The following is a 23039-nucleotide window of genomic DNA, read 5'->3' on the forward strand; positions in this document are numbered from 1 at the left end:
TGGTGTGACATCGGCTCCTGCTCAGCGAACACGACAGCGGCTGCGCGTGCACACCGCGCACACGCCCGGTGACGACCTCCTGGGCAGGCTGCCCTCGCCGACCGGCGCGCTGAGCTGGGTCCGCGACGGCGAGGGCCTGGTCGGCTGGGGCGAGGCGGCGCGCTTCGAGGCGTCGGGCCCGGACCGGTTCGCCGCCGCCGACCGCTGGTGGCGCGAGTTCACCGCGGCGCTGGACGTGGACGACGAGCTGGGTGTGCCCGGCAGCGGTCCCGTGGCGTTCGCGAGCATGGCGTTCTCCGACCGACCCGGCCACTCGGTGCTCGTGGTGCCCGAGGTCGTCGTCGGCCGGCGCGGCGGGCACACCTGGACCACGACGATCGGCGAGCCGGGGCACCGCGCCGTGCGGCCCGTGCGGCGGCCGACGGGGGTGCGCTACGCCGACGGCGAGCTGTCCGCGACCGGGTACCGCGAGGCCGTGCGCGCCGCCGTGACGCGGATGCGGGCGGGCGAGCTGGACAAGGTGGTGCTGGCGCACGACCTGCTGGCGGTGGCGGACGAGCCGATCGACCACCGGTTCGTGCTGGCGGGCCTGGCCGGGCGGTACCCCGAGTGCTGGGTGTACGCGGTGGACGGCCTGGTCGGCGCGACCCCCGAGCTGCTGCTGCGCCGCACCGGGTCCGTGGTCGACTCGCGCGTGCTGGCGGGCACCACGTGGCCGCACGACGGGATGTCCGACGACGAGCTGGCCGCCGCGCTGCTGTCCTCGGGCAAGAACCGCGAGGAGCACGAGTACGCGGTGGCGTCGCTGGTCGACACGCTGCGGCCGTTCTGCGCGACGATGTCCGTGGACGGTCCCTCCGTGCTGCGGCTGCCGAACGTCTCGCACCTGTCCAGCGACGTGATCGGCGAGCTGAGCGGCACGCCGTCGCTGCTCTCGCTCGGCGAGGCCCTGCACCCGACGGCCGCGGTCGGCGGCACGCCCCGGGCCGACGCGCTCCGGGTGATCGAGGAGCTGGAGGGCCTGGACCGGGGCCGCTACGCGGGTCCCGTGGGCTGGGTCGACGGCCGGGGCAACGGCGAGCTGGGCATCGCGCTGCGGTGCGCGCGGGTGGACGGCCGCACGGCCCGCCTGTTCGCCGGCTGCGGGCTGGTCGCCGAGTCGGACCCGGACAGCGAGGTGCGGGAGGCGCACGCCAAGATGCTGCCGTTCCGCGAGGCCCTCGAAGGCCGCTGACCGGGTCGCCGGCTACCGGTTCCGCCGGAGGAACGCCTCCCAGGCCGCCGTGCCCACCCAGAGCGCCCCGCCACCGGGGTTCTTGGAGTCGCGGACGCCGACGCGGTCGGCGAGGAGGCGGCACTCCACGCACTGGTCGCCGCCGCCGTTGCTGCGGCTGCTCGTGAACCAGCCGGTGTCGCGCTCGGTCACAGTTCCTCCAGTGTTCGCCGGATGAGGTCGACGGAGGCCGCGTGGTCCCGGGCGAGCCCTTGGACCGCTCGGAAGGCACGCAGCAGCGCGGCCGCGTCGGCTTCGTCGTCGAAGTAGGTCGACGGCCCGTAGACGGTCGGGGTGAAGGCGACGCTGGGCGCGGTGCCCCCGAAGTCCAGCACGGTCACCCCGCCGTTCGGCGCGGGGTTGCGGATGTCGCCCGGTCGCAGCACCTGCACGGTGATGTCCGGGCGCTGCTCCACGAGCTTGAGCAGGTGTTCGAGTTGTTCGCGCAGCACCTCGCGATCGGCACCGGCAAGCGCGTCCTCGGTGAAGACGAATTCGAACCTCTTGGGTTCGCTCGCCCCCAGGGTCGTCCGCTGCCGCTGTCGGCGGAACAGGCAGCGGTTCTCGACCTCGACCTCCGACGACTCCCAGAACACGCCGTCGCACGAGGAGACCACCGAGCGGGTGTACCCGGGCGCCTGCAGGAGGCCCGGCACCAGCCCCGGTTCGTAGCAGTGGATCGCGACGGCGTCCGCCTCCAGGTCCGCGAGCCGCTGGAACGAGCCCGGGAGCGTGTCGGTGTACGGCTGGGCGGCTGCGGCACCGCGCGGCAGCCGCCTCCGGGCGCGGGCGCCGAGTTCGAGGACCGTCGAGCGCTCGTCGGCCGGCACGTCGAGGAAGTCGAGCACTCGCCCCAGTTCGTCGGCGTCGAGCGTCGCGGTGCCGTCCTCGACCTTGCTGATCCGCGAGTCGCTGCGGCCGATGGCCGCGCCCACCTCGGCCTGCGAGGCGCCCTTCAGGCTCCGGTGGCGCTTGAGCGACAGGCCGAGCTGTCGCCGCTCCAGGGTCTGCCGAGCACGCATGGTCGAAGCCTCCGGGTGGTTCGCGGGCTTCCAGTGTGCTGGGACGGCGCGTCACGACCAGAGCCGGATGGTCTACCCGACCGAGGGACTGCGCAAAACAGAAGTTGCGCCTTATCGTCCTCGACATGATCAGCGCAGAGGGAACCAGTGCCGAGACCTGGGTTTCCGTGTCCGACGAATGCCCCATCACCTGCGAGGTCGCCGACGGTGAGGCGCAGTTCCGGTTCGGCGGCGCGGGGTCGTCCGCACTGGAGATGGCGCTGACCGAGCAGGGCTTGGCGAACCTGCTGCGCGTCGGCGGGGAAGCGCTGCGGAGCCTGCGCGGGCAGTAGCGGCGTCTCAGGAGTTGTCGGCCCGCTGCCGGTCGACGCGATCCACAGCGGCCGGATGAGACCGGAAGGGGCCGGACGTGACCTCCGGTTCCCGCGTCCCGCTCACACCCGGGAGGGGGACGGGGGTGGCGTCGATCCGAGAGGTGGCCGCGCGAGTCAGGGCAGCGTGCGAGAAGGGCAGGCAGGCGCGGTCCGCGCTCGAACGGGCGGAAGACCTGGCCGGGGAAGCCCACGACGGGTTGGCACGGGCGCTGGAGGGTTCCACCGATCCAGACGTGGACCCGATGCCGGCGTCGTTCCTGGCGGTGAAGGACGGCTGCAAGGGATACCTGTGGCCGCTGCTCAACGAGGCCGTGAAAGACGCCGAGAGCTACCCGGACCACCTGACAGTCGAGGGCTCCCGGAACCCAGGACCAGCGACTCGGCGTCCGAGGCAGCCACCCACGGCACAGTCACCGCAACAGGCTCCAGCCCGCCAAGCCGAACCCGATGGCCCGTTCGACATCCCGACCGAGCGCGTAGAGCAACTACGGCGTGAACTGCCGCCGCCCGTGGTGGCTGGAACAGGCCGGAAGACGCGCGGTTACTGGATCGGCGCGGATGGCACAGCTCAACCGGTCGTCAGCGGCCGCGACGACGATGCCGGTGAAGCCGACGCGCGACTACGCGACATGGGGATGCCGCGAAAGTCGGCCAAGACCGGGGACGTGGAGATCAAGCTGGCCACGCGCATGGTTCGCGAAGGAATCCGACACGCCACGATCTTGATAAACAACGAGCCGCGCATCGGTCCGTTCGGGTGTGACACCCTCGTGCCGGCCCTGCTCCCGGAAGGAGCGCCGCTCACCGTGTACGGCACGGACGAACAAGGTGAGCACGTCCGCAAGCGATACACAGGAGGTGCCCGTCCGTGGTGGCGCTAGATGCCTGGTACGACCGGAAAGCCACCGGGCCCACGGTCGTCAACACCCCGGCCGAACTGGATGCCGTGCTGGACACCGTCGTCGACTGGAACGCACCCATCACCGTCCAACTGCTCATCCACGGCGACCCCGGACACGCGATTCTCGACGTGGGACTGGACGCCCGAACCGGCCGGGGAGTCCTCTGCTACGCCGGGTCCGACGCCCCTGACGCCTGTATCAGCAAAGGTTCGGACACGGCAGAGCAACCGCCCCTCTACTTCACGGGGTCGGACACGGAATTTCCGGTGAACTCGGAAATCCCGCTCGGCGAGGCACGCCGGGCCGCCCACGAGTACATGAGCACCGGGGGTCGACGGCCGACCGGAGTCGAGTGGCAGCCGAGCTGGAACTAGCCACTCGGCCGGAGCTGCTGCGCACCGGCCTGGTGCCCGCCGACCTGCGCTCCGCGCTGTACCGGGCGCTGGCGACGCTCGACGGCGTGACCGTGACCGACGGCAACGCCAACCTGGACGGCCGCACCGGCGTGGCCGTCACCATCGAGACCGGGACGGAGCACCGCGAGCTGATCGTGGACCCGGCCACCGGCGACTTCATCGGTGAGCGGACCGAGGCGGCCGAGGCGGCCGGCTCGTGGATTCCCGCCGGCACGGTGACCGGCTACTCCGCGATCACCACCAAGGTCGTGAACGGCCTGGGCGAGACCTCCTGACGCCCCCTCGGGGCCGGCCCACCCGGGCCGGCCCCGAGAGTCCAACGCCCAGGACCCGAGAGTTCTACGTTCAGTGGTCGTGGGCGGCGAGCAGCTCGCGCGTCTCGCGGATCTTCCGGTACGACTTCGGCTCCGCCGGGGCGACAGCGGTCCTGGCCTGCGCGCCACCGGCCGAGCCCGGCGCGGCGGCCGGCTTCTCCGGGGTGAACAGCCAGATCCGGAACAGCTCGTCGAGCTGCCGGCCGGACACCTGCTCGGCGAGCGCGACGAAGTCCTCGATCGACGCGTCGCCGTTGCGGTGCTCGGCGAGCCACTCCTTCAGCAGCCCGAAGAACGCCTCGTCGCCGATCTCGGCGCGCAGCGCGTGCACGGCCATCGCGCCCCGGTCGTACACGGCCCCGTCGAACTGGTTCGCCGCGCCCGGGTCGCCCGGCAGCACCGTCCAGAACGGGTCGTCGGCCGGGTACAGGGAGTAGAGGTAGTCGGCGTTCTCCTGGGCCGTGCCCTCGCCGACGTGCTCCGACCACAGGAACTCGGCGTAGCTGGCGAAGCCCTCGTTCAGCCAGATGTCCCGCCAGCGCCGCACCGACACCGAGTCGCCGAACCACTGGTGCGCGACCTCGTGCGCGACGACGTAGGTGTTCGAGCCGCGCCGGAAGAACGCGGCGTCGTAGGTCGAGCGGGTCTGGTTCTCCAGCGCGAAGCCGATGCCCGGCGTCGCCACGCCGCCCTGCGCCTCGAACGGGTAGGGCCCGAAGGACTCCTCCAGGAACTCGGTCACCTCGGGCGTGCGCTCGATCGACGCCACCGACGCGCTGTAGTCCGCGCCCAGGCGCTCCGAGTAGGCGTTGAGGACCGGGCGGCCGGCGGCGTCGGTGGACTGGCGGATCTCGAACTGCCCGATCGCCACGAACGCCAGGTAGGTGGCCTGCGGCTGGGCGCTGCGGTAGCGCCAGCGGGTCCAGCCGTTGATCTGCTGGGTCGTGCCGCCGAACGTGCCGTTGGAGATGACCTCGACACCGCTCGGCACGGCCACCGACACGTCGAACGTGGCCTTGTCGGTCGGGTGGTTGTTGCTCGGGAACCACCACGGCGCGATGTCCGGCTGGTCGATCGCGAGCGCGCCGTCCGGGGTCCGCTTCCACGACGTGTAGCCGTCCACCGCGTGGCTCGACGGCACGTCGGAGTAGGTGACCACGATCGTCAGGGCGGTGCCCGCGCGCAGGGTGGCGCGCGGGTCGACCACGAGTTCGCCGCCCGCCTGCGTGAACCGCGCGACCTTGTTGTTGATCCGGACCGAACTCGCCTTCAGCAGGAAGTCCAGGTTGAACCGGGTGAGGTCCTGGGTGGTCCTGGCCAGGATCGTCGTGGTGCCGGAAAGGTTGTCGTTCGCCGGCTGGTAGTTGAGCCTGATGTCGTAGTGGGAAACGTCGTACCCGCCGTTGCCCGCATTCGGGTAGTACGGGTCGCCGATCCCCGGTGCTCCCGGTTGCGCCGCCGTCGCCGTGCCGGCGAGCAGCAGCAGGGACGCCGCGGTGGCGGTACCGAGGGTCAGCTTCGCTCTCAGGGACATGCCCGGCAAGCTATCCCCGGCGTGGGGGGCGGCATACCCCCGTACGTAGGGTCCGGCTAGTGGAACGCCGTTGACACGGCGGCCTTCAACCGCGCGTGCAAAGTGCGCAACCCCTTCCGCTCCGCACGGATTTCGACGACTTTGATCCCGTCCGGACGGCCCAGTTCGCGCCGCAGGTGGTCGGCGTCCAGCGCCCGCACGTGGGGCACGTGGTGCGCCGCGCACAGGGCCGCGAGGTCGACGCCGTGGGGCGTGCCGAAGACCCGCTCGAACGTCGTCGCGTGCTCCGGCGCGCCCTGCTCCAGCAGCGCGAAGATGCCGCCGCCGTCGTCGTTGAGCACCACGACGGTCAGGTCCGGCCGGGGCTCGCCGGGGCCGATGAGCAGGCCGTTGGCGTCGTGCAGGAACGTCAGGTCGCCGATCAGCGCGACCGTCGGGCCGGCGGTCAGCGCGAGGCCGGCGGCCGTGGAGACGCTGCCGTCGATGCCCGCCACGCCGCGGTTGGCGAACGTGGTCACGTCCGGGCGGGGCGCGGCGACCAGGTCGACGTCGCGGACCGGGTTCGACGAGCCGAGGAACAGGTTCGCGCCCGCCGGCAGCGCCGCCACCACGTCGCGGGCCACGTGCAGGCCGGTCGGCCACGGCTGCCCCGCGAGCAGGTCGTCCACCACGTCGGACACCGCCTTGTCGGCGTGCTGCCACGAGGTGAGCCAGTCGTGGTCCACCTCGTGCTCGCCCAGCACCAGGCCGGTCGAGGTGTGCGTGGCGGTGAACTGGGGGTCCGGCCAGTCGAGGTCGCGGCTGAGCACGTGCACGACGGGGGTGCGGGCGATGAGCTTCAGCACACCCCTGGTCAGGGTGGGGCGGCCCACCACGACCAGGGCCTGCGGCTCCAGGTGCGCGGGGAGGTCGGAGTTGAGCAGCAGCGAGCCGTGGCGCAGGGCGAGGCCGGTGCTCTCGGTGGGTTCGGCGACGACCGGCCAGCCCGCGCGCTCGGCGAGGTCGGTGATGTCGAGGTCGGTGTCGCCGACGACCACGAGGGTGCGCGGGCCGAGGTGGTCGGCGCTGTGCAGGGAGGTGGTGGCGCGCTCGGCGACGCGGGTCCACGGGACGTCGAACGGGCGGCCGTCGAGGTCCTCGGGCCAGTCGTCGTCGCCGTCGGGCACCAGCGGGTCGCGGAACGGCACGTTGAGGTGCACCGGGCCCTGCTCGCGGGCCGTGGCGACGACGCGGCAGACCAGGGAGCGCCAGAGGCCGTTCTGGCCGGTGCGGCGCTCGGCGACGGGGAACTGGAGGGTGTCCAGGCCGAACACCCGCTGCTGGTCCACGGTCTGGCTGGCGCCCGTGCGGTACAGCTCGACCGGGCGGTCGGCGGTGAGCGCGATGACGGGGACGTTCGCGTGCCGCGCCTCCAGCACCGCCGGGTGCAGGTTGGCCACCGCCGTGCCGGAGGTGCAGGTCACGGCCACCGGGCGACCGTCGCCGCGGGCCAGGCCCAGGGCGAGGAAGCCGGCCGTGCGCTCGTCGACGCGCACGTGGAGGGTGATCCGCCCGGCCACCGCCGCCTCGTGGAGGGCGAACGACAGCGGTGCGTTGCGCGATCCGGGGCTCAGCACGACGTGCCGGACGTCGTTGCGGATCAGCTCGTCGACGAGCACCCTGGCCTGCGCGGTGGACGGGTTCACCTGGACATTGTCCCCCAGTGCACGATGGGGTGACCCCCCTTGCCGAGTCGAACAGACGTTCGAATACTGGGGACATGACCCGCTACCAGGCGCTCCCCGCCACCCGTCCACGCCGCAGGGCGGTCCCGTTCTCAGCTCCGGCTCGGGCTTATTGTCCCTGGCGTGGCAGATCAGGACGTTTCCGAGCTGTTCGACCCCACCCGCTGGAAGCGGGTCGAGGGCTTCGACTTCACCGACATCACCTACCACCGCGCGGTCGACCAGGGCACGGTGCGCATCGCGTTCAACCGGCCGGAGGTGCGCAACGCGTTCCGCCCGCACACGGTCGACGAGCTGTACCGCGCGCTGGACCACGCGCGGATGAGCTCGGACGTCGGCTGCGTGCTGCTGACCGGCAACGGGCCGTCCCCCCGTGACGGCGGGTGGGCGTTCTGCTCGGGCGGCGACCAGCGCATCCGCGGGCGCAGCGGCTACCAGTACGCCTCGGGTGAGACGGCCGACACCGTCGACCCGGCGCGGGCGGGCCGGCTGCACATCCTGGAGTGCCAGCGCCTGATCCGGTTCATGCCGAAGGTCGTGATCGCGGTCGTGCCGGGGTGGGCGGCCGGTGGCGGGCACAGCCTGCACGTGGTGTGCGACCTCACGCTGGCGAGCGCCGAGCAGGCGAAGTTCAAGCAGACGGACGCGGACGTGGGCAGCTTCGACGGCGGCTACGGCTCGGCGTACCTGGCACGGCAGGTCGGCCAGAAGTTCGCCCGGGAGATCTTCTTCCTGGGGCGCACCTACAGCGCCGACGACATGCACCGGATGGGCGCCGTCAACGCCGTGGTGCCGCACGCCGAGCTGGAGGCGACGGCGCTGGAGTGGGCGGCGGAGATCAACGGCAAGTCCCCGACCGCGCAGCGGATGCTGAAGTACGCGTTCAACCTGATCGACGACGGCCTGGTGGGTCAGCAGCTCTTCGCGGGCGAGACGACCCGCCTGGCCTACATGACCGACGAAGCCGTGGAGGGCCGTGACGCCTTCCTGGAGAAGCGGGAGCCCGACTGGTCCGACTACCCCTACCACTACTGAGCCGATGATCACCCTCACGGCACTCCGGGCCGCGCTCGCCCCTGCCCTCACCGCCCCGGCCCCGACCGCCCCGCACTCCCCCGCCGACACCCCGGACGACGTCGGGCTGCCGCTGGTGGCCCAGCCCGAGGGCGGACCGCTGCCCGCCCTCCGCGGCTGGGAGACCGGGGCCGCGGTGGCGGTGGGCACGTCCGGGTCCACCGGGACGCCCAAGGTCGTCCTGCTGTCCGCCGAGGCGTTGGTCACCTCGGCCCGGTTGACGCACGAGCGGCTCGGCGGGCCGGGCACGTGGCTGCTCGCGCTGCCCACCACGCACATCGCGGGCATCCAGGTGCTCGTGCGCTCGGTCGTGGCCGGCACCGAGCCGGGCGTGACGGACCTCTCCGGCGGCTTCCGGGCGTCCGGGTTCGCCACCGCCGCGCAGGCCGTCCTGGCCTCGCCCGGACGGCGCTACACGGCGCTGGTCCCGACCCAGCTGGGTCGGCTCGTGGCCACCGAGGGCCCCGGGCTGGCGGCGCTGCGGCAGTTCGACGCCGTGCTGCTCGGCGGGGCCGCCACGCCGCACGCGCTGCTGGAGCGGGCACGTCGGCTGGGCGTCCGCGTGGTCACCACCTACGGCATGAGCGAGACGTCCGGCGGGTGCGTCTACGACGGGCTGCCGCTCGACGGCGTCCACGTGCGACTGGTCGACGGCCGGATCGAGGTCCGGGGACCGGTGCTGGCGCTCGGCTACCAGGGCGGTGAGCCGTTCGGCGAGTGGTTCCGCACCGGTGACCTGGGGCGCGTCCGGCCCGACGGCACGCTGGAGGTCCTCGGCCGGGCCGACGACGTGATCATCAGCGGCGGCGAGAAGATCGCCCCGCTCCGGGTGGAGCGGGCGCTCGCCGCGCAGGCGGGGGTGCGCGAGGCGTGCGCGGTGCCGCTCGCCGACCCCGAATGGGGGCACGTGGTGGCGGCCGCGGTGGTCCCGGAGGATTTCGGGAACCCACCGGACGAGGCGGCGCTGCGCGCGGCGGTCGGGGAGGCGGTCGGCCGGTTCGCGATCCCGAAGCGGGTGGTCTTCGTGCGCGAACTGCCCCTGCGCGGCCCCGGGAAGGTCGATCGCCGGGCGGTCGCGAACTCCTTCGAGTGACTTTCTTGCGAAGTCGGTTCACGATTGGTTGACAGGTAACCCTTCCGGGCGATTGGCTCGGCAGGCCGTGACGCGCGGCCCTGCCGCGGTCCCACCGCACCGCGTGTCCGGACGAGGAGTGCTGCGATGACCAGGCGCTACCTGTTCCCGCTCGCCCTCGCCACCGTCCTCACCGCAGGGCTGGCGGCACCCGCCGCAGCCGCCGGTGACGCCGAGTGGCGAGCCGACCTGACCACCGTCGACGCCGACGACACCGGGGTCGGCGCGCACGACGGCGCCATACGCCTCGACCGGGCCGCGCCGACGCCCGCCAGCGCGCGGGCCGCCGTGCGCACCGGGTTCCTCCTGCTCGAACCGCACGACCTGGGCGCACCGGCCAACGCCGTGGCCGCGACCGTCGAGAGCACCGTCCCGGCCGGCGCCGAGGTGGCGGTCGACGTGCGCGGCGCGCTCGGCGGCGACCGGTGGACCGAGTGGGTCGAGGCCCGCCCCGACGCGCCGGCCGTCCTGCCGCGGGCCGTCGGGACCGTGCAGGTGCGCGTCGCGCTGACCGCCGAGAAGGCCACGCCGGAGGTCCGGCGGCTCGACCTGCGGGCGTTCAGCGCGCCCGCGAGGACCGACGGCGTCGCGGCCGAGGCCGCCGGCCTGTCCTACCGGGTGTACGCCACGCGCGAGGGCCTCGTCGGCGGCACCACCGCGAACGGCCACGTGATCGTGTCGCGCGACCACTTCGTCGCGCTGCCGTCCCGCCGGGGCCTGAGCGCCAAGGGCACCGGCACCTACAGCGTGCGGGTGTGCGCGTCGAACGGCCGCTGCGAGTGGGCCCCGGTGTGGGACGTCGGCCCGTGGAACACCAAGGACGACTACTGGAACCCGTCGGCCACCCGCGAGATGTGGAAGGACCTGCCCCAGGGCAGGCCGGAGGCCCAGGCCGCCTACGAGAACGGCTACAACGGCGGCAAGGACCAGTTCGGCCGCACGGTCGCCAACCCGGCGGGCATCGACCTGGCCGACGGCACCTTCTGGGACGGCCTGAAGCTGACCGACAACGCGTGGGTCACCGTCACCTACCAGTGGACCGGGTCCGGCCCGGCCGGGTTCGTCCGCACCGAGGCCCAGAACGGCACGGTGAACGTCCGCGGCGGCGCCACCTCGACGGCCTCGCAGGTGGGCATCGCCGCGAACTACGCGCAGGTCCGCGTCGAGTGCCAGGTCACCGGCCAGTCCGTGACGGGCACGCAGGGCACGTCGAACCTCTGGTACCGGATCGCGTCGGGCAAGTTCGTCGCCCGCGCCTACGTGTCGGGCGTCTCGGGCGCGACCGCCTGCTGACGGCGGGAACCACCCGGAAGCGGGTCCCCGTTCACCATGTCGGAGGATGTCCGGCATGGCCACAGTCGCCCAGTGGGTCTCGGGGACCCGCCCCCGCACGCTGCCGAACTCGATCGCACCGGTCCTGGTCGGCGCGGGCGCCGCGCACCACGTCGACGGCTTCGACGCGACCCTGGCGGTGCTGGCGCTGGTGGTGTCGGTGGCGCTCCAGGTGGGCGTCAACTACGCCAACGACTACTCGGACGGCATCCGGGGCACGGACGCCGACCGCGTCGGCCCGTTCCGCCTGGTCGGCTCGGGCGCGGCCGACCCGGGGGCGGTGCGCGCGGCGGCGTTCGCGGCGCTGGGCCTCGCCGCCGTCGTGGGCCTCGTGCTGGTCGCGCTGTCCGGCCGCTGGTGGATGATCGCGTTCGGCGCGGTGTGCATCGCCGCCGCGTGGTTCTACACCGGCGGGCGCAAGCCGTACGGGTACTCGGGCCTGGGCGAGCTGGCCGTCTTCCTGTTCTTCGGCCCGGCGGCGGTGCTCGGCACGCTGTACGTGCAGACCGGCGAGGTCACCGGCATCGGCATCGGCGGCGCGGTCGCGATGGGCGCGTTCTCCACCGGCGTGATGGTCGCCAACAGCCTGCGCGACATCCCCACGGACCTGCGGGCGGGCAAGCGGACGCTGTCGACGACCCTCGGCGACCGGGACTCGCGCATCCTCTACCTGGCGCTGGTGACGATCCCGTTCGTCATCACCCTGGCGATCGGCCTGCGCGTCCCGCTGTCCCTGGTGGGCTTCCTCGCCCTGCCCCTCGCCCTGCTGGGCGCCCGCCGCGTCCTCAAGGGCGCGACGGGCCGCGACCTGGTCCCGGTGCTGCGCGACACGGGCCTGGCGATGCTCGTGTGGGGCATCGCGGTGCCCGCGGCGCTCGTCCTCGGCTGACGGGCCGACCGGCTACCAGGCGTCCTCGGTGAACGACAGCGGCTCGTCGTCGTCGCGGGGCGCGGGCTCGGGGGCGACGACGCGCGGCTCCTCGCCCCGGCACAGGGCGGAGAGGGCGGCCCGGTCCGCCTCCAGGGCCGCCTTCACGCCCCGGTCGTCGGCGGCCTCGCCCAGCAGCACCTGCCGCCAGCTCAGGTAGCCGCCGGCGATGCGCCGCTGGAGCGCCCGCAGCTCGGGTGACGCCTCGTTCGACTTGGCGTACTGCATCACCCGCCGCACGTCGTCCGCGGACGGCTCGCGCTGCGGGTAGCGCAGCTTCGCCGCCTCCCGGATCGCCCGGTCGGCGTCGGCGACCGACCTCGTCAGCACGTCCTCGGCCGTCAGCACGTCCGCTGTCCGCCAAGCGCCCACCGCTCGCCCCTCTCCGACACACGCCGCCGATCCCGCTGCGACGCGCGGCACCCGCCGCGCGTTCCACCCCGCTCCCACAAACGTGCACGAGCAAACGGGCGCGTCAGGTCGTCCAGGCGCCCGTGGTCAGGAACTCGTCGAGCGTCTTCAGGTGCGGGGCGAGGTCCATGCCCTGCGCCGCGACCCACTCGTCCGAGTAGTACGTGTTCGCGTACCGCTCGCCGCCGTCGCACAGCAGGGTCACCACGCTGCCCCGCTGCCGGGACATGCGCATCTCCGCGACCAGCTGGAACGCGCCCCACAGGTTGGTGCCGGTCGAGCCGCCGACGCGCCGCCCGAGGACGTCCTCGACGCGCCGGATCGTCGCGATCGACGCCGCGTCGGGCACCTTCACCATGCGGTCGATGACCTGCCCGATGAACGACGGCTCGACGCGCGGCCGGCCGATGCCCTCGATCCGCGAGCCCCGCGCCGAGGTCAGCGAGGGGTCGCCGTCGCGCCACGCGTCGAAGAACACCGAGTGCTCGGGGTCCACGACGGCGAGCCGCGTCCGCAGCTTCCGGTAGTGGACGTAGCGGCCGATGGTGGCGCTCGTGCCGCCGGTGCCCGCGCCGACCACGACCCACTCGGGCTCGGGCGCGGCCTCCAGCTCCATCTGCTGGAACACCGACTCGGCGATGTTGTTGTTGCCCCGCCAGTCGGTGGCCCGCTCGGCGTGCGTGAACTGGTCCATGAAGTGCCCGCCCAGCTCGGTCGCGAGCCGGCGGGACTCGTCGTAGATCGCGCTCGGCTCGTCCACGAAGTGGCACCGGCCGCCCTGCCGCTCGATCAGCGCGATCTTCTCCGGGCTGGTCGAGCGGGGCATGACGGCGATGAACGGCAGGCCGAGCAGTCCCGCGAAGTACGCCTCGGACACCGCCGTGGAGCCGGACGACGCCTCGATCACGGGCGTGCCGCCGACGACCCAGCCGTTGCAGATGGCGTAGAGGAACAGCGACCGCGCGAGGCGGTGCTTGAGCGAGCCCGTGGGGTGGGTCGACTCGTCCTTCAGGTACAGGTCGATCCCCCACTCCGGGGGCAGGGGGAAGCGCAGCAGGTGGGTGTCGGCGCTGCGGTTGGCGTCCGCCTCGATGATGCGGACGGCCTCGCACACCCACTCGCGGGTGCGGGGGGAACATCGATCTACCGAAGTACTCACGCCGGCACGATAACTTCTGCGGCGTGACCTCACTCCTGAGCAGCTCTTTCCGCGGCAGCCTCCTCGCCGGCGCCGTCGGCGACGCGCTCGGCGGCTCGATCGAGTTCGACCGGATCGACCGCGTCCGGGACCGGTTCGGCCCGTCCGGCCTCACCGACTACGCGCCCGCCTACGGCAGGCTCGGCGCGATCACCGACGACACCCAGATGACCCTGTTCACGCTGGAGGGGCTGGTCCTGGCGCGGCGGCGGGGCAGCGACCCGGTGCACGAGGTGCGGGCGGCCTACGGGCGGTGGCTGCGCACCCAGGGCGGCCCGGAGGTGCCCGAGGACGGTTGGCTGTTGGGCGTGCGCGGGCTGCACGAGGTGCGCGCGCCGGGCAACACGTGCCTGACCGCGCTGCGCTCGCGGGTGCTGGGCACGGTCGACGACCCGATCAACGACTCCAAGGGCTGCGGCGCCGTCATGCGCGCCGCACCGGTGGCGCTGTGGTCGGACGACGTGCGCGAGGTGTTCGGGCTGGCCGCGGCGACCGGCGCGCTGACCCACGGGCACGCGAGCGGCTACCTGTCGGCGGGCGTGCTCGCGGTGCTCGTGCAGCAGGTGCTGGCGGGGCTCGCGCTGCTGCCCGCGATCGGGGTGGCGCGCGCCGAGCTGGTCCGGTGGGACGGCCACCAGGAGCAGTTGGCGCTGCTGGACCTGGCCGTGGAGATGGGCGCGAAGGGCGTGCGGCCGACGCCGGAGGTGATCGAGACGACGCTCGGCGGCGGCTGGGTGGGCGAGGAGGCGCTGGCCATCGCGGTGCTCACCGCGCTCGCCGCGCGGGACCTCGGCGACGGGCTGCTGCTCGCGGTCAACCACTCGGGTGACAGCGACTCGACCGGCGCGCTGTGCGGGAACCTGCTCGGCGCGCGGGACGGCGTGGACGCGATCCCGCGGCACTGGCTGGAGGCGCTGGAGCTGGAGCACGTGGTGGACCGCCTGGCCGGCGAGGCGGTGGAGCTGTTCGGGCGGGCCTGACCCGGCCCCCGGGGCGGGGACCGGGTCGGGACCGGTCAGGTCAGGATCAGCGACAGCCCGTAGGCCGACAGGATCGGGTTGACCTCCTGGTAGTAGGTCGTGCCGCCGGACGAGCAGTTGCCCGAACCGCCCGACGTCACGCCCTGCGCCTGGTTGGCGCTCAGCCACGAGCCGCCCGAGTCGCCCGGCTCCGCGCACACGTTCGTGCGGGTCAGGCCGTAGACGACGCCCTGCGGGTAGTTCACGGTCTGGCCGCGCCCGAGGATGTAGTTGCACCACATCCCGGTGGTGGAGCCGGAGCGGCACACGCCCGAGCCGACCGGCACCTGCGACGACCCGCGCACGTAGTACCAGTAGCCGTCGTAGCCCTCCATGTACCCGTGGAGGTTCACGCCGGCGCTCGCCCGCACCCAGGCGTAGTCGTAGTAGGGGAACGTCGAGCCCGCGAAGTGGCCGAGCAGCGCGCCCGCCTGGTCGCTGGCCGACGAACCGGGCGTGCCGCAGTGGCCCGCCGTGACGAAACCGCCGTACACGGCGAAGCCGACCGAGCAGCGACCGCCGTAGTTGATCCAGTAGGGCCAGCCGCCGACGACGTCGGCCCTCGTCACGGGCGAGTGCTCCTCCTCGACCACGCGCACGGCGGGGTGGGCGGTCCTGGCGGCCTCGATGAACTTCGTCACGGCGTCGTCGACGCGGTGGCGGTTCACCGAGACGACGACGGTGTTGGTCTTGACGTCGACGTACCAGCTGTTGACGCCCGCCGGCGCGGACCGGCCGGCCTGGCGGTCGATGGCGGTCTTGGCCGCGTCGAGCTGGGCGTGGGTGTGCGCGACGGGCACGACGGTGACGTCGAGGCCGGTCGGCGCGGTGGCGGCGGACCCGGCGACGGCCACGGCGAGCTTGCCGGTGGCCGGGTCGAACCAGCTGCCCGCGTAGGAGGAGCCGTAGAGCGTGCGCGCGACGGTCTCGGCGGCGCGGGCCCGCTCCTCCTGGGCGAGCCTGGCCTGGACGCCCTCGGCGGTGAGGCCGAGGTCGCGCTGCATCGCCAGCGACATGCCGACGGCGACGCGCGGTGCGGAGGTGGCGGAGGTGGCGGCGACGGGATCGGCGGCGGCGGCCGCGGACGTCGCGGACAGGGAGGTCGCGACGAGTCCGAGCGAGAGGACGGCCGCGCCGGCTAATCGACGTGCACGGGAACGGGTCACTGGACAGCCCCTTCGGCAGGATGGAGGCAGATAACGGAGTAGCGCTACAGAAAGGTACTTTCCACGGAACCGATCCGTACCGCCGAGACGGTGGACGCGCTCTCGCCTACCTATGTAGATTAAGGGCGTGGAACCGCTCGGCAGGATCGGCCGGGCCACCGTCGACGTGCTCGGTGTGCTGCTCGACAGCGACCGGCCGCGCTGGGGCCTGGAGGTCATCAAGGCGACCGGACGACCGTCCGGCAGCGTCTACCCCCTGCTCGACCGCCTCGAACGCGCCGGCTGGGTCACCTCGACCTGGGACGACGAAGCCGAGCGCCGCGGTCCGCGCAGACGCGTCTACGTGCTCACGCCCGACGGCGCGCGCGAGGCCGTGAAGGTGTGCGCGCGCAGGTCCCGCCCCGGCCACCCGACGAGACCGGAGGTCACCTGATGACCCGACTTGCCCTGGCGTGGGTGCGGGCCGCCGCCGCGCTGCTGCCGCACAGCCGCAGGGAGCGCTACTCGGAGCAGTGGCGGGCCGACGTGGAGGGCGCCCGGGAGGTGGGGCTGCACCCGCTCGGCGTCGCCCTCGGCGCGCTCCGGGTGGCCCGGCGTGAACGCGGGCCGCTCACCGTCCCGGTACCCGTGATCGTGCTGGTCCTGCGGCTGCGGGAGAGCCGCGGCGTCGGCGCGGCGCTGGTCGTGCTGCTGCTGGTCGGCCTCGGCGGCGGTGGCCTGCTGTACTAGGCCCGCCGCACCGGGGCCCGCTGCTCAGGACTGCCCCGTGGCGGTGTCGCCGCGCAGCTCGGCGCGCAGCCGGTCGCGTTCGGCGCGGCGCACGGCCTGCTTGGCCTCCAGCCCCTGCGCGACCCGCGTGCGCAGGCCCTTGAACACGAACAGCGAGAGCGGCAGCGCCACGACGACACCCACCGCCAGCGCCACCAGCAGCGGCACGTTGGCGAGCACGAGCAGCGCGGTGACCGCGGCGACCATGCCCAGGCGCGCGCCGATGTAGAGCGTCACATCACGACCCAGGTGCACGGTTACCCAGGCTACGCGCCCGCCTCCGGGCCGGTCCTCGGGTCCCCGACCTCGTCGGTGTTCGGCCGGCCCTCGAAGCGGGTGGACAGCACGACCGTCGTGCGGGTGCGTGCCACGCCCTGGATGCGGCGCAGCCGGCCCAGCGAGCGCTCCAGGTCGTCCACGGTCGCGACCCGCACCTTGACGATGAACGACTCGTCGCCCGCCACCCGGTAGCAGGACTCGACCTCGACCAGCTCGGCCAGCGAGACGGCGAGCTCGTCGTCGTCCGCGGTGTCCGTGGGGTGGATGCTCACGAGCGCGGTGACGCCCAGGCCGACCGCGCTCGGGTCGACCACCGCGTGGTAGCCGACGATGACGCCGGTGGCTTCCAGCTTGCCGACCCGCTCGTGCACGGCCGAGGCCGACAGGCCGACCTTGCGCCCGAGGTCGGCGTAGGTGGCCCGACCGTTGACCCGGAGAGCGGCGATGATCTGGCGATCAAGAGCGTCCACCGGTCACAGCCTAGGGCCACCCGCGGGGATGTCCGAACCGCACGCTTCGTCCCTTTGCTACCTCTTTACCATCACCCAAGCGTTCGAGTACCCGAAGGGTGGGATGCCACGATGCGTCCGGTACGTCTGTTCGCCACCGGGGAGGATCACCGTGACCGTGACAGCACACGCGGGGGAACGACTGCTCACACCGGGTGAGGTCGCCAACCTGTTCCGTGTCGACCCCAAGACGGTGACCCGGTGGGCCACCGCCGGCCGCATCGGTTCCATCCGCACGCCCGGCGGGCACCGCCGGTTCCGCGAGTCCGAGGTCCAGGAGCTGTTGTCGCAGCTCACGACCGAGGCGACCGAACCCGTCCGGCACTGAGGCCGTACACCTCCGCGACGCGGGTAATCTCGTGGCAAAGGAGGTGGCGACCATGCTGTACCTGCTCGCGGTGGTCGGTGCGATCACGATCGCCGTGCTGCTGTGGCGCTCGTTCGGACCTGACCGGGTCGATACCGCCCCCAGCCGCCGGATCATCGCGCCCGACGACGACCCGGACTTCCTGCGCAAGCTCGGTGAGCAGCGCAAGAAGAAGAAGCCGGAAGAAGAGGAATGACGGTGCGGGGGCCTCCTGACGGGCCCCCGCACCGCGTCCTAGTTGTTCGGGAAGTCGTCCGCGACGGTGGCGGCGAGCTCCAGCAGCGCGAGCCGGGTGTCCGGGGCGAGCTTGTCCAGCTCGATCTCGGCGCCCTCCTCCAGGTGCTGGTCGAACGGGATGCGCACCACGGCGCGGCAGCGCTGGGCGAAGTGGGCGGCCAGCTTGTCCAGGTCGACCTTCCCCGAGCCCGGCCGCACCGAGTTGATCACCGCGACGGACTTCGCGACCAGGTCGCGGTACCCGTGCGCGTCCAGCCAGTCGAGCGTGGCCGCCGAGGTCTGCGCGCCGTCCACCGAACCGGACGAGACGAGCACCAGCGAGTCGGCCTGGTCGAGCACGCCCTTCATGGCCGAGTGCATCAGGCCGGTGCCGCAGTCCGTCAGCACGATGTTGTAGAACAGCTCCAGCAGCGCGACCGTGCGCAGGTAGTCCTCGTCGCTGAACGCCTCGGACACCGCCGGGTCCTGCTCGGACGCGAGGATCTCCAGCCGGCTCGGCGACTGGGACGTGTAGGCGCGCACATCGCTGTACCGGGTGATGCGGGACGCGTCGCGCAGCAGGTGCCGCACGGTCGCCGTGGTCTCCCTCGGCACCTTCAGCGCCAGCGTGCCGCGGTCCGGGTTGGCGTCCACCGCGATGACCCGGTCACCGCGCAGCGACGAGAACGTGGAGCCGAGCGTGGTCGTCGTCGTGGTCTTGCCGACGCCACCCTTCAGGCTCAGCATCGCGATCTTGTAGCAGCCGCGCAAGGGCTGGTTGATGCGGCCGATCAACTCGCGCCGGCGCAGGTCGGCCGGGCTCTCGCCCAGGTTGACCAGGCCGCCGGTCATCGAGTGGAGGGTCTTGCGCCAGCCCGACTGCGGCGGTCGCTTCGCCCGCTTGATCAACTGCTGCGAGGTGACCTCGTTGGCGTTGGCCTGCTGGGGCTTCGGCGGCTGCGGGGGCGCGACGCTCTGCGGGAAGTTGTTGGGGAACCCGCCCTGGTACTGGCCCTGGTACTGCTGGCCCGGCACCTGGTACGGACCGGACTGCTGGCCGGGCGGCACCTGGTACGCACCCGAAGGACCACCGGAGACCTGGTACGCGCCGGACTGCTGCCCCGGCGGCACCTGGTACGCACCCGAAGGACCACCGGAGACCTGGTACGCGCCGGACTGCTGCCCCGGCGGCACCTGGTACGCACCCGAAGGACCACCCGACACCTGGTACGGGCCCGACTGCTGGCCCTGTGCCGGGAACCCGCCCGACGGCGGCCCCGTCACGGGGCCCGACTGCACCGGACCCGACTGCACCGGACCCGATTGGGACGGGTCGATGTAGACCGTCTTCGGCTCGACGTACTGCGGCTCGGGGTGGGACTGGTCCGACTGCTGCGGCTCGGGCCACTGCGGCGGGTTGGGCTGCTGGGCCGAACCGGGCTGCTGGGCCGAATTGGCGTGCTGGGCTGAATTGGGCTGCTGGGCTGGGGTGGGCTGCTGCCCCTCCGCGCCGGCCGGCGGCTGCCACGACGGCTCAGGATTCTCGTAGCGACCGGTCACCGCTGGGGTCCCTCCCTGAGCGAAAACGGGCCGGGACGTCCCCGACCCCACGCGTTCGACGGTAGTCAACCACCAGCGGTTCCTCGACACTGGGTGTGCGCCCGCCCACCCGCGCGCGAGCCTCGGCAGGCGCGTGACGTGGGCGGGCGTTCGCCGCGTAGGTGGTGGTCTACGCGATCAGGAGACACCCGCGTACGAGTGCAACCCAGTCGTTACGAGGTTGATGAAGAACAGGTTGAACACGGTGAGCGCGAAACCGAGCGTGTTGATCCACGCCGCGGGCCTGCCGCGCCACCCCGCCGTGGCCCGCGCGTGCAGGTAGGCCGCGTAGACGACCCACGACACGAACGCCACGGTCTCCTTCGGGTCCCAGCCCCAGAACCGGCCCCAGGCCGCCTCGGCCCAGATCGCGCCGCAGATGATGCCGATGGTGAACAGGGGGAACGCGAACACCGTGCTGCGGTAGGCGAGCCGGTCGAGCACGTCGGAGTCGGGCAGCTTCGCGAACCGCGCCCGGCCCGAGGACTTCAGCAGGTACAGCACGCTGGCCACGCCGGGCACCAGCAGGATGCCGCTGGACACCGAGATCACCGACACGTGCACCACGAGCCAGTACGACTGGAGCGCGGGCTGCACGGGCGCGGCGTCGGCGTAGAGCACCGTGCCGCCGAGGAACATCAGGACCACGATCGGCACGAGCACGAACCCGCCGAGCCTGCGCACCGGGAACGTGCGGGCCAGCACGAGCCACGTGACGACGGCCGCCAGGGTGAGCAGCGAGCCGTACTCGTACATGTTGCCCCACGGCGCGCGCCCGGTCGCGAACCCGCGCAGCACCAGGGAAACGGCCTGGAGCAGGGCGCCGAGGACGGTGAGGGCGACGCCCATCGAGCCCAGGCTCTCGGCGCGGGAGCGCCGCTCCTCCACCACGAGGCCGGGCGTCCACGTGCCGTCGGACCGCGAACCGCCCGCGGCCGCCACGAGTTCGCGCGCCTTGGCCTTGGCGGGCTTCGCGAACGCCGCCTCGCACAGGTACAGGACCGCGGCGAAGAAGTAGACCGCGACGGCCGCGCCGTACGTCCAGTCGCTGTAGGTCGACAAGGCCGAGTTGACCGGCATCAGCTCTTCTCCTCCTTGGCCAGCAGGTCGCGGGAGAGCCCGGTGAACTCCTCGCCGTACCCGGCCTGATCGGTCCGCGCGAGGCCACCGACCTCGACCACGGTACGCCCGTCCTCACGTGCCGCCGCCCGCACCCACACGCGGCGGCGCTTGATGCTCAACGACAGCCCCAGACCCACGATGACCAGGATCGCGAACACCAGGACCCACACCTGGGTGGGGTCGTGGGACACCTGGAGCGCCACCCAGTCGCGGACACCGTCGAACCGGATCGCGGTGCCGTCGTCGAGGGTCAGCTGCTCGCCCACGCGCAGGTTCTGGCGGGCGACCTTCACGAGCTTGCCCTCCTCGACCATCTGCGGGTTGAGGGAGAAGATCGACTGGCCGCGCCCGGAGTCGGTGCCCAGGTCGCCCCGGTAGACGTCGACCGCGACCGCCGGGTCGTTCGCCGCGGGGAACGCCGAGTCGAGCAGCTCCCCCCGGAACACGGCGGTCGGCGCGAGCAGGCCGGTGATGGCGAGCTGGCTCTTGCGGCGCTGCTCGGGGTCGGTGACGCCCGGCGGGTCGAACTTCGTCGCGCCCTCGGAGGCCATCGTGACCGGGTTGACCGGCCGCCACTGGACGGAGCCGGTGCGCACCTGGCCGTCCGGGAAGGTCACCGTGAACAGCGGCGTGTAGCCGTGGTCGATGAGGTAGACCCGGTCGCCGGCGGTGCGCAGCGGGCTGTTGACCTCCAGCCGGTACGGCCGCCACGTGCCGGTGGCCAGGTCGTCGCCGGACTGGTACTCCAGGTCGGCCCGGTAGCTCTCGGCCTGGCCGCTGTGCAGGTAGGTGGCGTCGAAGCCGTCCACCTTCACGCAGAACTGGTTCAGGTCGGTGCCGTCGACGCGCAGGCCGGGCCGGAACGAGTCGTAGTTGTAGACGCCGGAGTTGCAGAACTGGCCGCCGTTGGCGGGCACGATGACCTGGCCCTCGTAGCCGAACATCTTGCCCAGCGCGAAGGCGATCAGCAGGCCCAGCAGCGAGAAGTGGAACACCAGGTTGCCGGTCTCGCGCAGGTAGCCGCGCTCGGCGCTGACCGTGCGCGCGCCGTCGGCCTCCACGCGGACGGTGCGCCGCCAGCCCTTGAGCCGCCGCTCGGCGTGCGCGACGACGTCCTCGGGGGCGAGGGTGGTCCCACCGGTGGCGTGGTGCGGCATGCGGGCCAGGTTGCGCGGCGTCAGCACCGGCTCGGCCCGCATCTGCCGGAAGTACTCCCAGGTGCGCGGCAGCAGGCAGCCGACGAGGGAGACGAACAGCAGCACGTAGACCGCGGAGAACCAGGTGCTGGCGTAGACGTCGAAGAACTGGAGGCCGTCGAGGAACCGGCCCCACCAGCCGTTCTCGGCGATGTACTCGTCGACCTTGGTCGCGTTGAGCGAGCGCTGCGGCAGCAGGGCGCCGGGCATCGCGCCGAGGGCCAGCAGGAACAGCAGGGTCAGCGCGGTGCGCATGGCGGTGAGGCCGCGCCACGTGTTGCGCAGGAAGGCGAGGGCGGCGCGCGCGGCGCCGGCGGGGCGCCGGGACGGCGGCGCGGGCGGGGTCTCGGTGGTGACCATCAGAGCGGCAGCACCACGTCGCTGACCACGGCGTCCCGCAGCCACCCCGTGAAATCGCCCCACAGGCCGGTGACCAGGGCGATGCCGACGGCGATGAGCAGCACGCCGCCGAACACCTGCACCTGGCGGACGTGCCCGCGCAGCCAGCCGGTCACCCGCACCGCCCAGCGCGCGCCGAGCGCGATCAGGATGAACGGCAGGCCCAGGCCGAGGCAGTAGGCGAGCACCAGCACCACGCCGCGCGCGGTGGTCGAACCGACCTCGGTGCCGCCCGCCAGGATCAGCACGCCGGAGAGGGTCGGGCCGACGCACGGCGTCCAGCCGAGCGCGAACACGCCGCCGAGCAGCGGCGCGCCGACCAGGCCGGCCCGCGGCGCGCGGTGCAGGCGGACGTCGCGCTGGAGCACCGGCACGAGGCCGATGAACACCAGGCCCATGGCGATGGTGACGACGCCGCCGACGCGCTGGAGCAGCTCGCCCTGGAGCCAGAAGAGGTCGGTGAGCCCGAGCACGACGAACGAGGTGAGGGCGAACACGACGGTGAACCCGAGCACGAACAGCAGCGCCGCGCCCGCGACCCGCCAGCGGCCGGACTTGGGCGACTCCCCGTCGGCCACCGCCGGCGCCTCCGCCCCGACCAGCCCGGCCAGGTAGGCGAGGTAGCCGGGGACGAGCGGGACGACGCACGGCGACGCGAACGAGATGGCCCCGGCCAGCAGTGCGACCCCCGTGGCGAGCAGGATGGGGCCCGAGGTGGCCAGGTCGGTCGGGTTCACGCGTCCAGGGTAGGTAGGGCGCACTTGA

27 protein-coding genes are annotated in these 23039 nt (G+C 72.8%); 14 read left to right on the top strand and 13 right to left on the bottom strand.

The annotated features are described in order from the left end of the window. The first annotated feature begins 4 nt into the window (after window positions 1-4). Window positions 5-1234, top strand: a complete 1230-nt coding sequence (locus tag CKY47_RS01400) for an isochorismate synthase (protein ID WP_306743736.1) — start codon at window positions 5-7, stop codon at window positions 1232-1234. 12 nt (window positions 1235-1246) lie between these two features. On the opposite strand, the gene CKY47_RS01405 is transcribed toward CKY47_RS01400, so the two are convergent. Then, on the bottom strand, window positions 1247-1426 hold the full coding sequence (locus CKY47_RS01405; RefSeq protein WP_306743737.1) for a DUF397 domain-containing protein: 180 nt from the start codon (window positions 1424-1426) through the stop codon (window positions 1247-1249). After that, window positions 1423-2295, bottom strand: coding sequence for a helix-turn-helix domain-containing protein (locus tag CKY47_RS01410; RefSeq protein WP_306743738.1), 873 nt, complete (start codon window positions 2293-2295; stop codon window positions 1423-1425). The genes CKY47_RS01405 and CKY47_RS01410 overlap by 4 nt, the downstream gene beginning before the upstream one ends. 125 nt (window positions 2296-2420) lie before the next feature. Between CKY47_RS01410 and CKY47_RS01415 the strand changes: the two genes are divergently transcribed. From CKY47_RS01415 to CKY47_RS01430, 4 genes are all read left to right on the top strand, one after another. Next, on the top strand, window positions 2421-2627 hold the full coding sequence (locus tag CKY47_RS01415) for a hypothetical protein (protein WP_306743739.1): 207 nt from the start codon (window positions 2421-2423) through the stop codon (window positions 2625-2627). 125 nt (window positions 2628-2752) lie between these two features. Next, window positions 2753-3550: a DddA-like double-stranded DNA deaminase toxin gene (locus CKY47_RS01420; protein ID WP_306743740.1), complete on the top strand. Its 798-nt coding sequence runs from the start codon at window positions 2753-2755 to the stop codon at window positions 3548-3550. Then, the gene (locus tag CKY47_RS01425; RefSeq protein ID WP_306743741.1) at window positions 3538-3945 is read left to right on the top strand and encodes an Imm1 family immunity protein; all 408 of its coding nucleotides are present in this window, start codon (window positions 3538-3540) and stop codon (window positions 3943-3945) included. The genes CKY47_RS01420 and CKY47_RS01425 overlap by 13 nt, the downstream gene beginning before the upstream one ends. Further along, window positions 3924-4262 carry a hypothetical protein gene (locus CKY47_RS01430; RefSeq protein ID WP_306743742.1) on the top strand — a complete coding sequence of 113 codons (339 nt, stop codon included), beginning with the start codon at window positions 3924-3926 and terminating at the stop codon, window positions 4260-4262. The genes CKY47_RS01425 and CKY47_RS01430 overlap by 22 nt, the downstream gene beginning before the upstream one ends. Before the next feature lie 70 nt (window positions 4263-4332). On the opposite strand, the gene CKY47_RS01435 is transcribed toward CKY47_RS01430, so the two are convergent. Both CKY47_RS01435 and menD read right to left on the bottom strand, forming a co-directional pair. Continuing rightward, window positions 4333-5835, bottom strand: a complete 1503-nt coding sequence (locus CKY47_RS01435; protein WP_306743743.1) for a M1 family metallopeptidase — start codon at window positions 5833-5835, stop codon at window positions 4333-4335. Window positions 5836-5891: 56 nt separating this feature from the next. Then, the gene (gene menD, locus CKY47_RS01440; RefSeq protein WP_306743744.1) at window positions 5892-7520 is read right to left on the bottom strand and encodes a 2-succinyl-5-enolpyruvyl-6-hydroxy-3-cyclohexene-1-carboxylic-acid synthase; all 1629 of its coding nucleotides are present in this window, start codon (window positions 7518-7520) and stop codon (window positions 5892-5894) included. A gap of 162 nt (window positions 7521-7682) precedes the next feature. On the opposite strand from menD, the gene CKY47_RS01445 reads away from it, so the two are divergent. The 4 genes from CKY47_RS01445 (at window position 7683) to CKY47_RS01460 (ending at window position 11986) form a co-directional block, all read left to right on the top strand. Further along, window positions 7683-8594 carry a 1,4-dihydroxy-2-naphthoyl-CoA synthase gene (locus CKY47_RS01445; protein ID WP_306743745.1) on the top strand — a complete coding sequence of 304 codons (912 nt, stop codon included), beginning with the start codon at window positions 7683-7685 and terminating at the stop codon, window positions 8592-8594. Between the two features lie 4 nt (window positions 8595-8598). Further along, the gene (menE, locus tag CKY47_RS01450) at window positions 8599-9726 is read left to right on the top strand and encodes an o-succinylbenzoate--CoA ligase (RefSeq protein WP_306743746.1); all 1128 of its coding nucleotides are present in this window, start codon (window positions 8599-8601) and stop codon (window positions 9724-9726) included. Window positions 9727-9852: 126 nt separating this feature from the next. Beyond that, a complete protein-coding gene (locus CKY47_RS01455; RefSeq protein ID WP_306743747.1) occupies window positions 9853-11058 on the top strand; it encodes a DUF8814 domain-containing protein in 1206 nt (401 codons plus the stop codon). A gap of 55 nt (window positions 11059-11113) precedes the next feature. Then, complete coding sequence (locus CKY47_RS01460; RefSeq protein ID WP_306743748.1) at window positions 11114-11986, top strand: 1,4-dihydroxy-2-naphthoate polyprenyltransferase; 873 nt, start codon at window positions 11114-11116, stop codon at window positions 11984-11986. A gap of 12 nt (window positions 11987-11998) precedes the next feature. Here the strand turns inward: CKY47_RS01460 and CKY47_RS01465 are convergent, their stop codons facing one another. Next, entirely contained in the window at window positions 11999-12397 is a 399-nt protein-coding gene (locus CKY47_RS01465; RefSeq protein ID WP_306743749.1) for a hypothetical protein, read from the bottom strand. A 103-nt stretch (window positions 12398-12500) separates the two neighbouring features. Next, complete coding sequence (gene cds1, locus CKY47_RS01470; RefSeq protein WP_306743750.1) at window positions 12501-13595, bottom strand: L-cysteine desulfhydrase Cds1; 1095 nt, start codon at window positions 13593-13595, stop codon at window positions 12501-12503. A gap of 23 nt (window positions 13596-13618) precedes the next feature. Here cds1 and CKY47_RS01475 point away from each other — a divergent pair, with 23 nt between their 5' ends. Further along, window positions 13619-14614, top strand: coding sequence for an ADP-ribosylglycohydrolase family protein (locus CKY47_RS01475; RefSeq protein WP_306743751.1), 996 nt, complete (start codon window positions 13619-13621; stop codon window positions 14612-14614). Window positions 14615-14649: 35 nt separating this feature from the next. On the opposite strand, the gene CKY47_RS01480 is transcribed toward CKY47_RS01475, so the two are convergent. Then, a complete protein-coding gene (locus CKY47_RS01480; RefSeq protein WP_306743752.1) occupies window positions 14650-15819 on the bottom strand; it encodes a S1 family peptidase in 1170 nt (389 codons plus the stop codon). A 127-nt stretch (window positions 15820-15946) separates the two neighbouring features. On the opposite strand from CKY47_RS01480, the gene CKY47_RS01485 reads away from it, so the two are divergent. Further along, window positions 15947-16252: a PadR family transcriptional regulator gene (locus CKY47_RS01485; protein WP_306743753.1), complete on the top strand. Its 306-nt coding sequence runs from the start codon at window positions 15947-15949 to the stop codon at window positions 16250-16252. Beyond that, complete coding sequence (locus tag CKY47_RS01490) at window positions 16252-16548, top strand: hypothetical protein (protein WP_306743754.1); 297 nt, start codon at window positions 16252-16254, stop codon at window positions 16546-16548. Before CKY47_RS01485 ends, CKY47_RS01490 begins: the two co-directional genes overlap by 1 nt. A gap of 24 nt (window positions 16549-16572) precedes the next feature. On the opposite strand, the gene CKY47_RS01495 is transcribed toward CKY47_RS01490, so the two are convergent. After that, window positions 16573-16842, bottom strand: a complete 270-nt coding sequence (locus tag CKY47_RS01495) for a DUF4229 domain-containing protein (protein WP_306743755.1) — start codon at window positions 16840-16842, stop codon at window positions 16573-16575. Between the two features lie 11 nt (window positions 16843-16853). Then, the gene (locus CKY47_RS01500) at window positions 16854-17336 is read right to left on the bottom strand and encodes an Lrp/AsnC family transcriptional regulator (protein WP_306743756.1); all 483 of its coding nucleotides are present in this window, start codon (window positions 17334-17336) and stop codon (window positions 16854-16856) included. 157 nt (window positions 17337-17493) lie between these two features. On the opposite strand from CKY47_RS01500, the gene CKY47_RS01505 reads away from it, so the two are divergent. Together CKY47_RS01505 and CKY47_RS01510 are read left to right on the top strand one after the other, a co-directional pair. After that, on the top strand, window positions 17494-17703 hold the full coding sequence (locus CKY47_RS01505) for a BldC family transcriptional regulator (RefSeq protein ID WP_306744521.1): 210 nt from the start codon (window positions 17494-17496) through the stop codon (window positions 17701-17703). Window positions 17704-17755: 52 nt separating this feature from the next. After that, window positions 17756-17938, top strand: coding sequence for a hypothetical protein (locus tag CKY47_RS01510; protein ID WP_306743757.1), 183 nt, complete (start codon window positions 17756-17758; stop codon window positions 17936-17938). Window positions 17939-17976: 38 nt separating this feature from the next. Here CKY47_RS01510 and CKY47_RS01515 read toward each other — a convergent pair whose 3' ends face one another. The 4 genes from CKY47_RS01515 to CKY47_RS01530 form a co-directional block, all read right to left on the bottom strand. Next, window positions 17977-19518, bottom strand: a complete 1542-nt coding sequence (locus CKY47_RS01515) for a nucleotide-binding protein (protein WP_306743758.1) — start codon at window positions 19516-19518, stop codon at window positions 17977-17979. A gap of 177 nt (window positions 19519-19695) precedes the next feature. Beyond that, window positions 19696-20637, bottom strand: coding sequence for a c-type cytochrome biogenesis protein CcsB (ccsB, locus tag CKY47_RS01520; RefSeq protein WP_306743759.1), 942 nt, complete (start codon window positions 20635-20637; stop codon window positions 19696-19698). Continuing rightward, complete coding sequence (gene resB / locus CKY47_RS01525) at window positions 20637-22235, bottom strand: cytochrome c biogenesis protein ResB (protein ID WP_306743760.1); 1599 nt, start codon at window positions 22233-22235, stop codon at window positions 20637-20639. Before resB ends, ccsB begins: the two co-directional genes overlap by 1 nt. Next, complete coding sequence (locus tag CKY47_RS01530) at window positions 22235-23011, bottom strand: cytochrome c biogenesis CcdA family protein (protein WP_306743761.1); 777 nt, start codon at window positions 23009-23011, stop codon at window positions 22235-22237. Before CKY47_RS01530 ends, resB begins: the two co-directional genes overlap by 1 nt. Between the last annotated feature and the right edge of the window lie 28 nt (window positions 23012-23039).

This window comes from Saccharothrix longispora (genome assembly GCF_030852425.1).
Classification (GTDB): domain Bacteria; phylum Actinomycetota; class Actinomycetes; order Mycobacteriales; family Pseudonocardiaceae; genus Actinosynnema; species Actinosynnema longispora.

Bases quoted from the DNA above. Each gene is read 5' to 3' on its own strand.
- resB (WP_306743760.1), bottom strand. From the start codon at position 22,235: ATGGTCACCACCGAGACCCCGCCCGCGCCGCCGTCCCGGCGCCCCGCC.
- CKY47_RS01455 (WP_306743747.1), top strand. From the start codon at position 9,853: ATGACCAGGCGCTACCTGTTCCCGCTCGCCCTCGCCACCGTCCTCACC.
- CKY47_RS01510 (WP_306743757.1), top strand. From the start codon at position 17,756: ATGCTGTACCTGCTCGCGGTGGTCGGTGCGATCACGATCGCCGTGCTG.
- CKY47_RS01410 (WP_306743738.1), bottom strand. From the start codon at position 2,295: ATGCGTGCTCGGCAGACCCTGGAGCGGCGACAGCTCGGCCTGTCGCTC.
- CKY47_RS01460 (WP_306743748.1), top strand. From the start codon at position 11,114: ATGGCCACAGTCGCCCAGTGGGTCTCGGGGACCCGCCCCCGCACGCTG.
- menE (WP_306743746.1), top strand. From the start codon at position 8,599: ATGATCACCCTCACGGCACTCCGGGCCGCGCTCGCCCCTGCCCTCACC.
- CKY47_RS01435 (WP_306743743.1), bottom strand. From the start codon at position 5,835: ATGTCCCTGAGAGCGAAGCTGACCCTCGGTACCGCCACCGCGGCGTCC.
- CKY47_RS01490 (WP_306743754.1), top strand. From the start codon at position 16,252: ATGACCCGACTTGCCCTGGCGTGGGTGCGGGCCGCCGCCGCGCTGCTG.
- ccsB (WP_306743759.1), bottom strand. From the start codon at position 20,637: ATGCCGGTCAACTCGGCCTTGTCGACCTACAGCGACTGGACGTACGGC.
- CKY47_RS01415 (WP_306743739.1), top strand. From the start codon at position 2,421: ATGATCAGCGCAGAGGGAACCAGTGCCGAGACCTGGGTTTCCGTGTCC.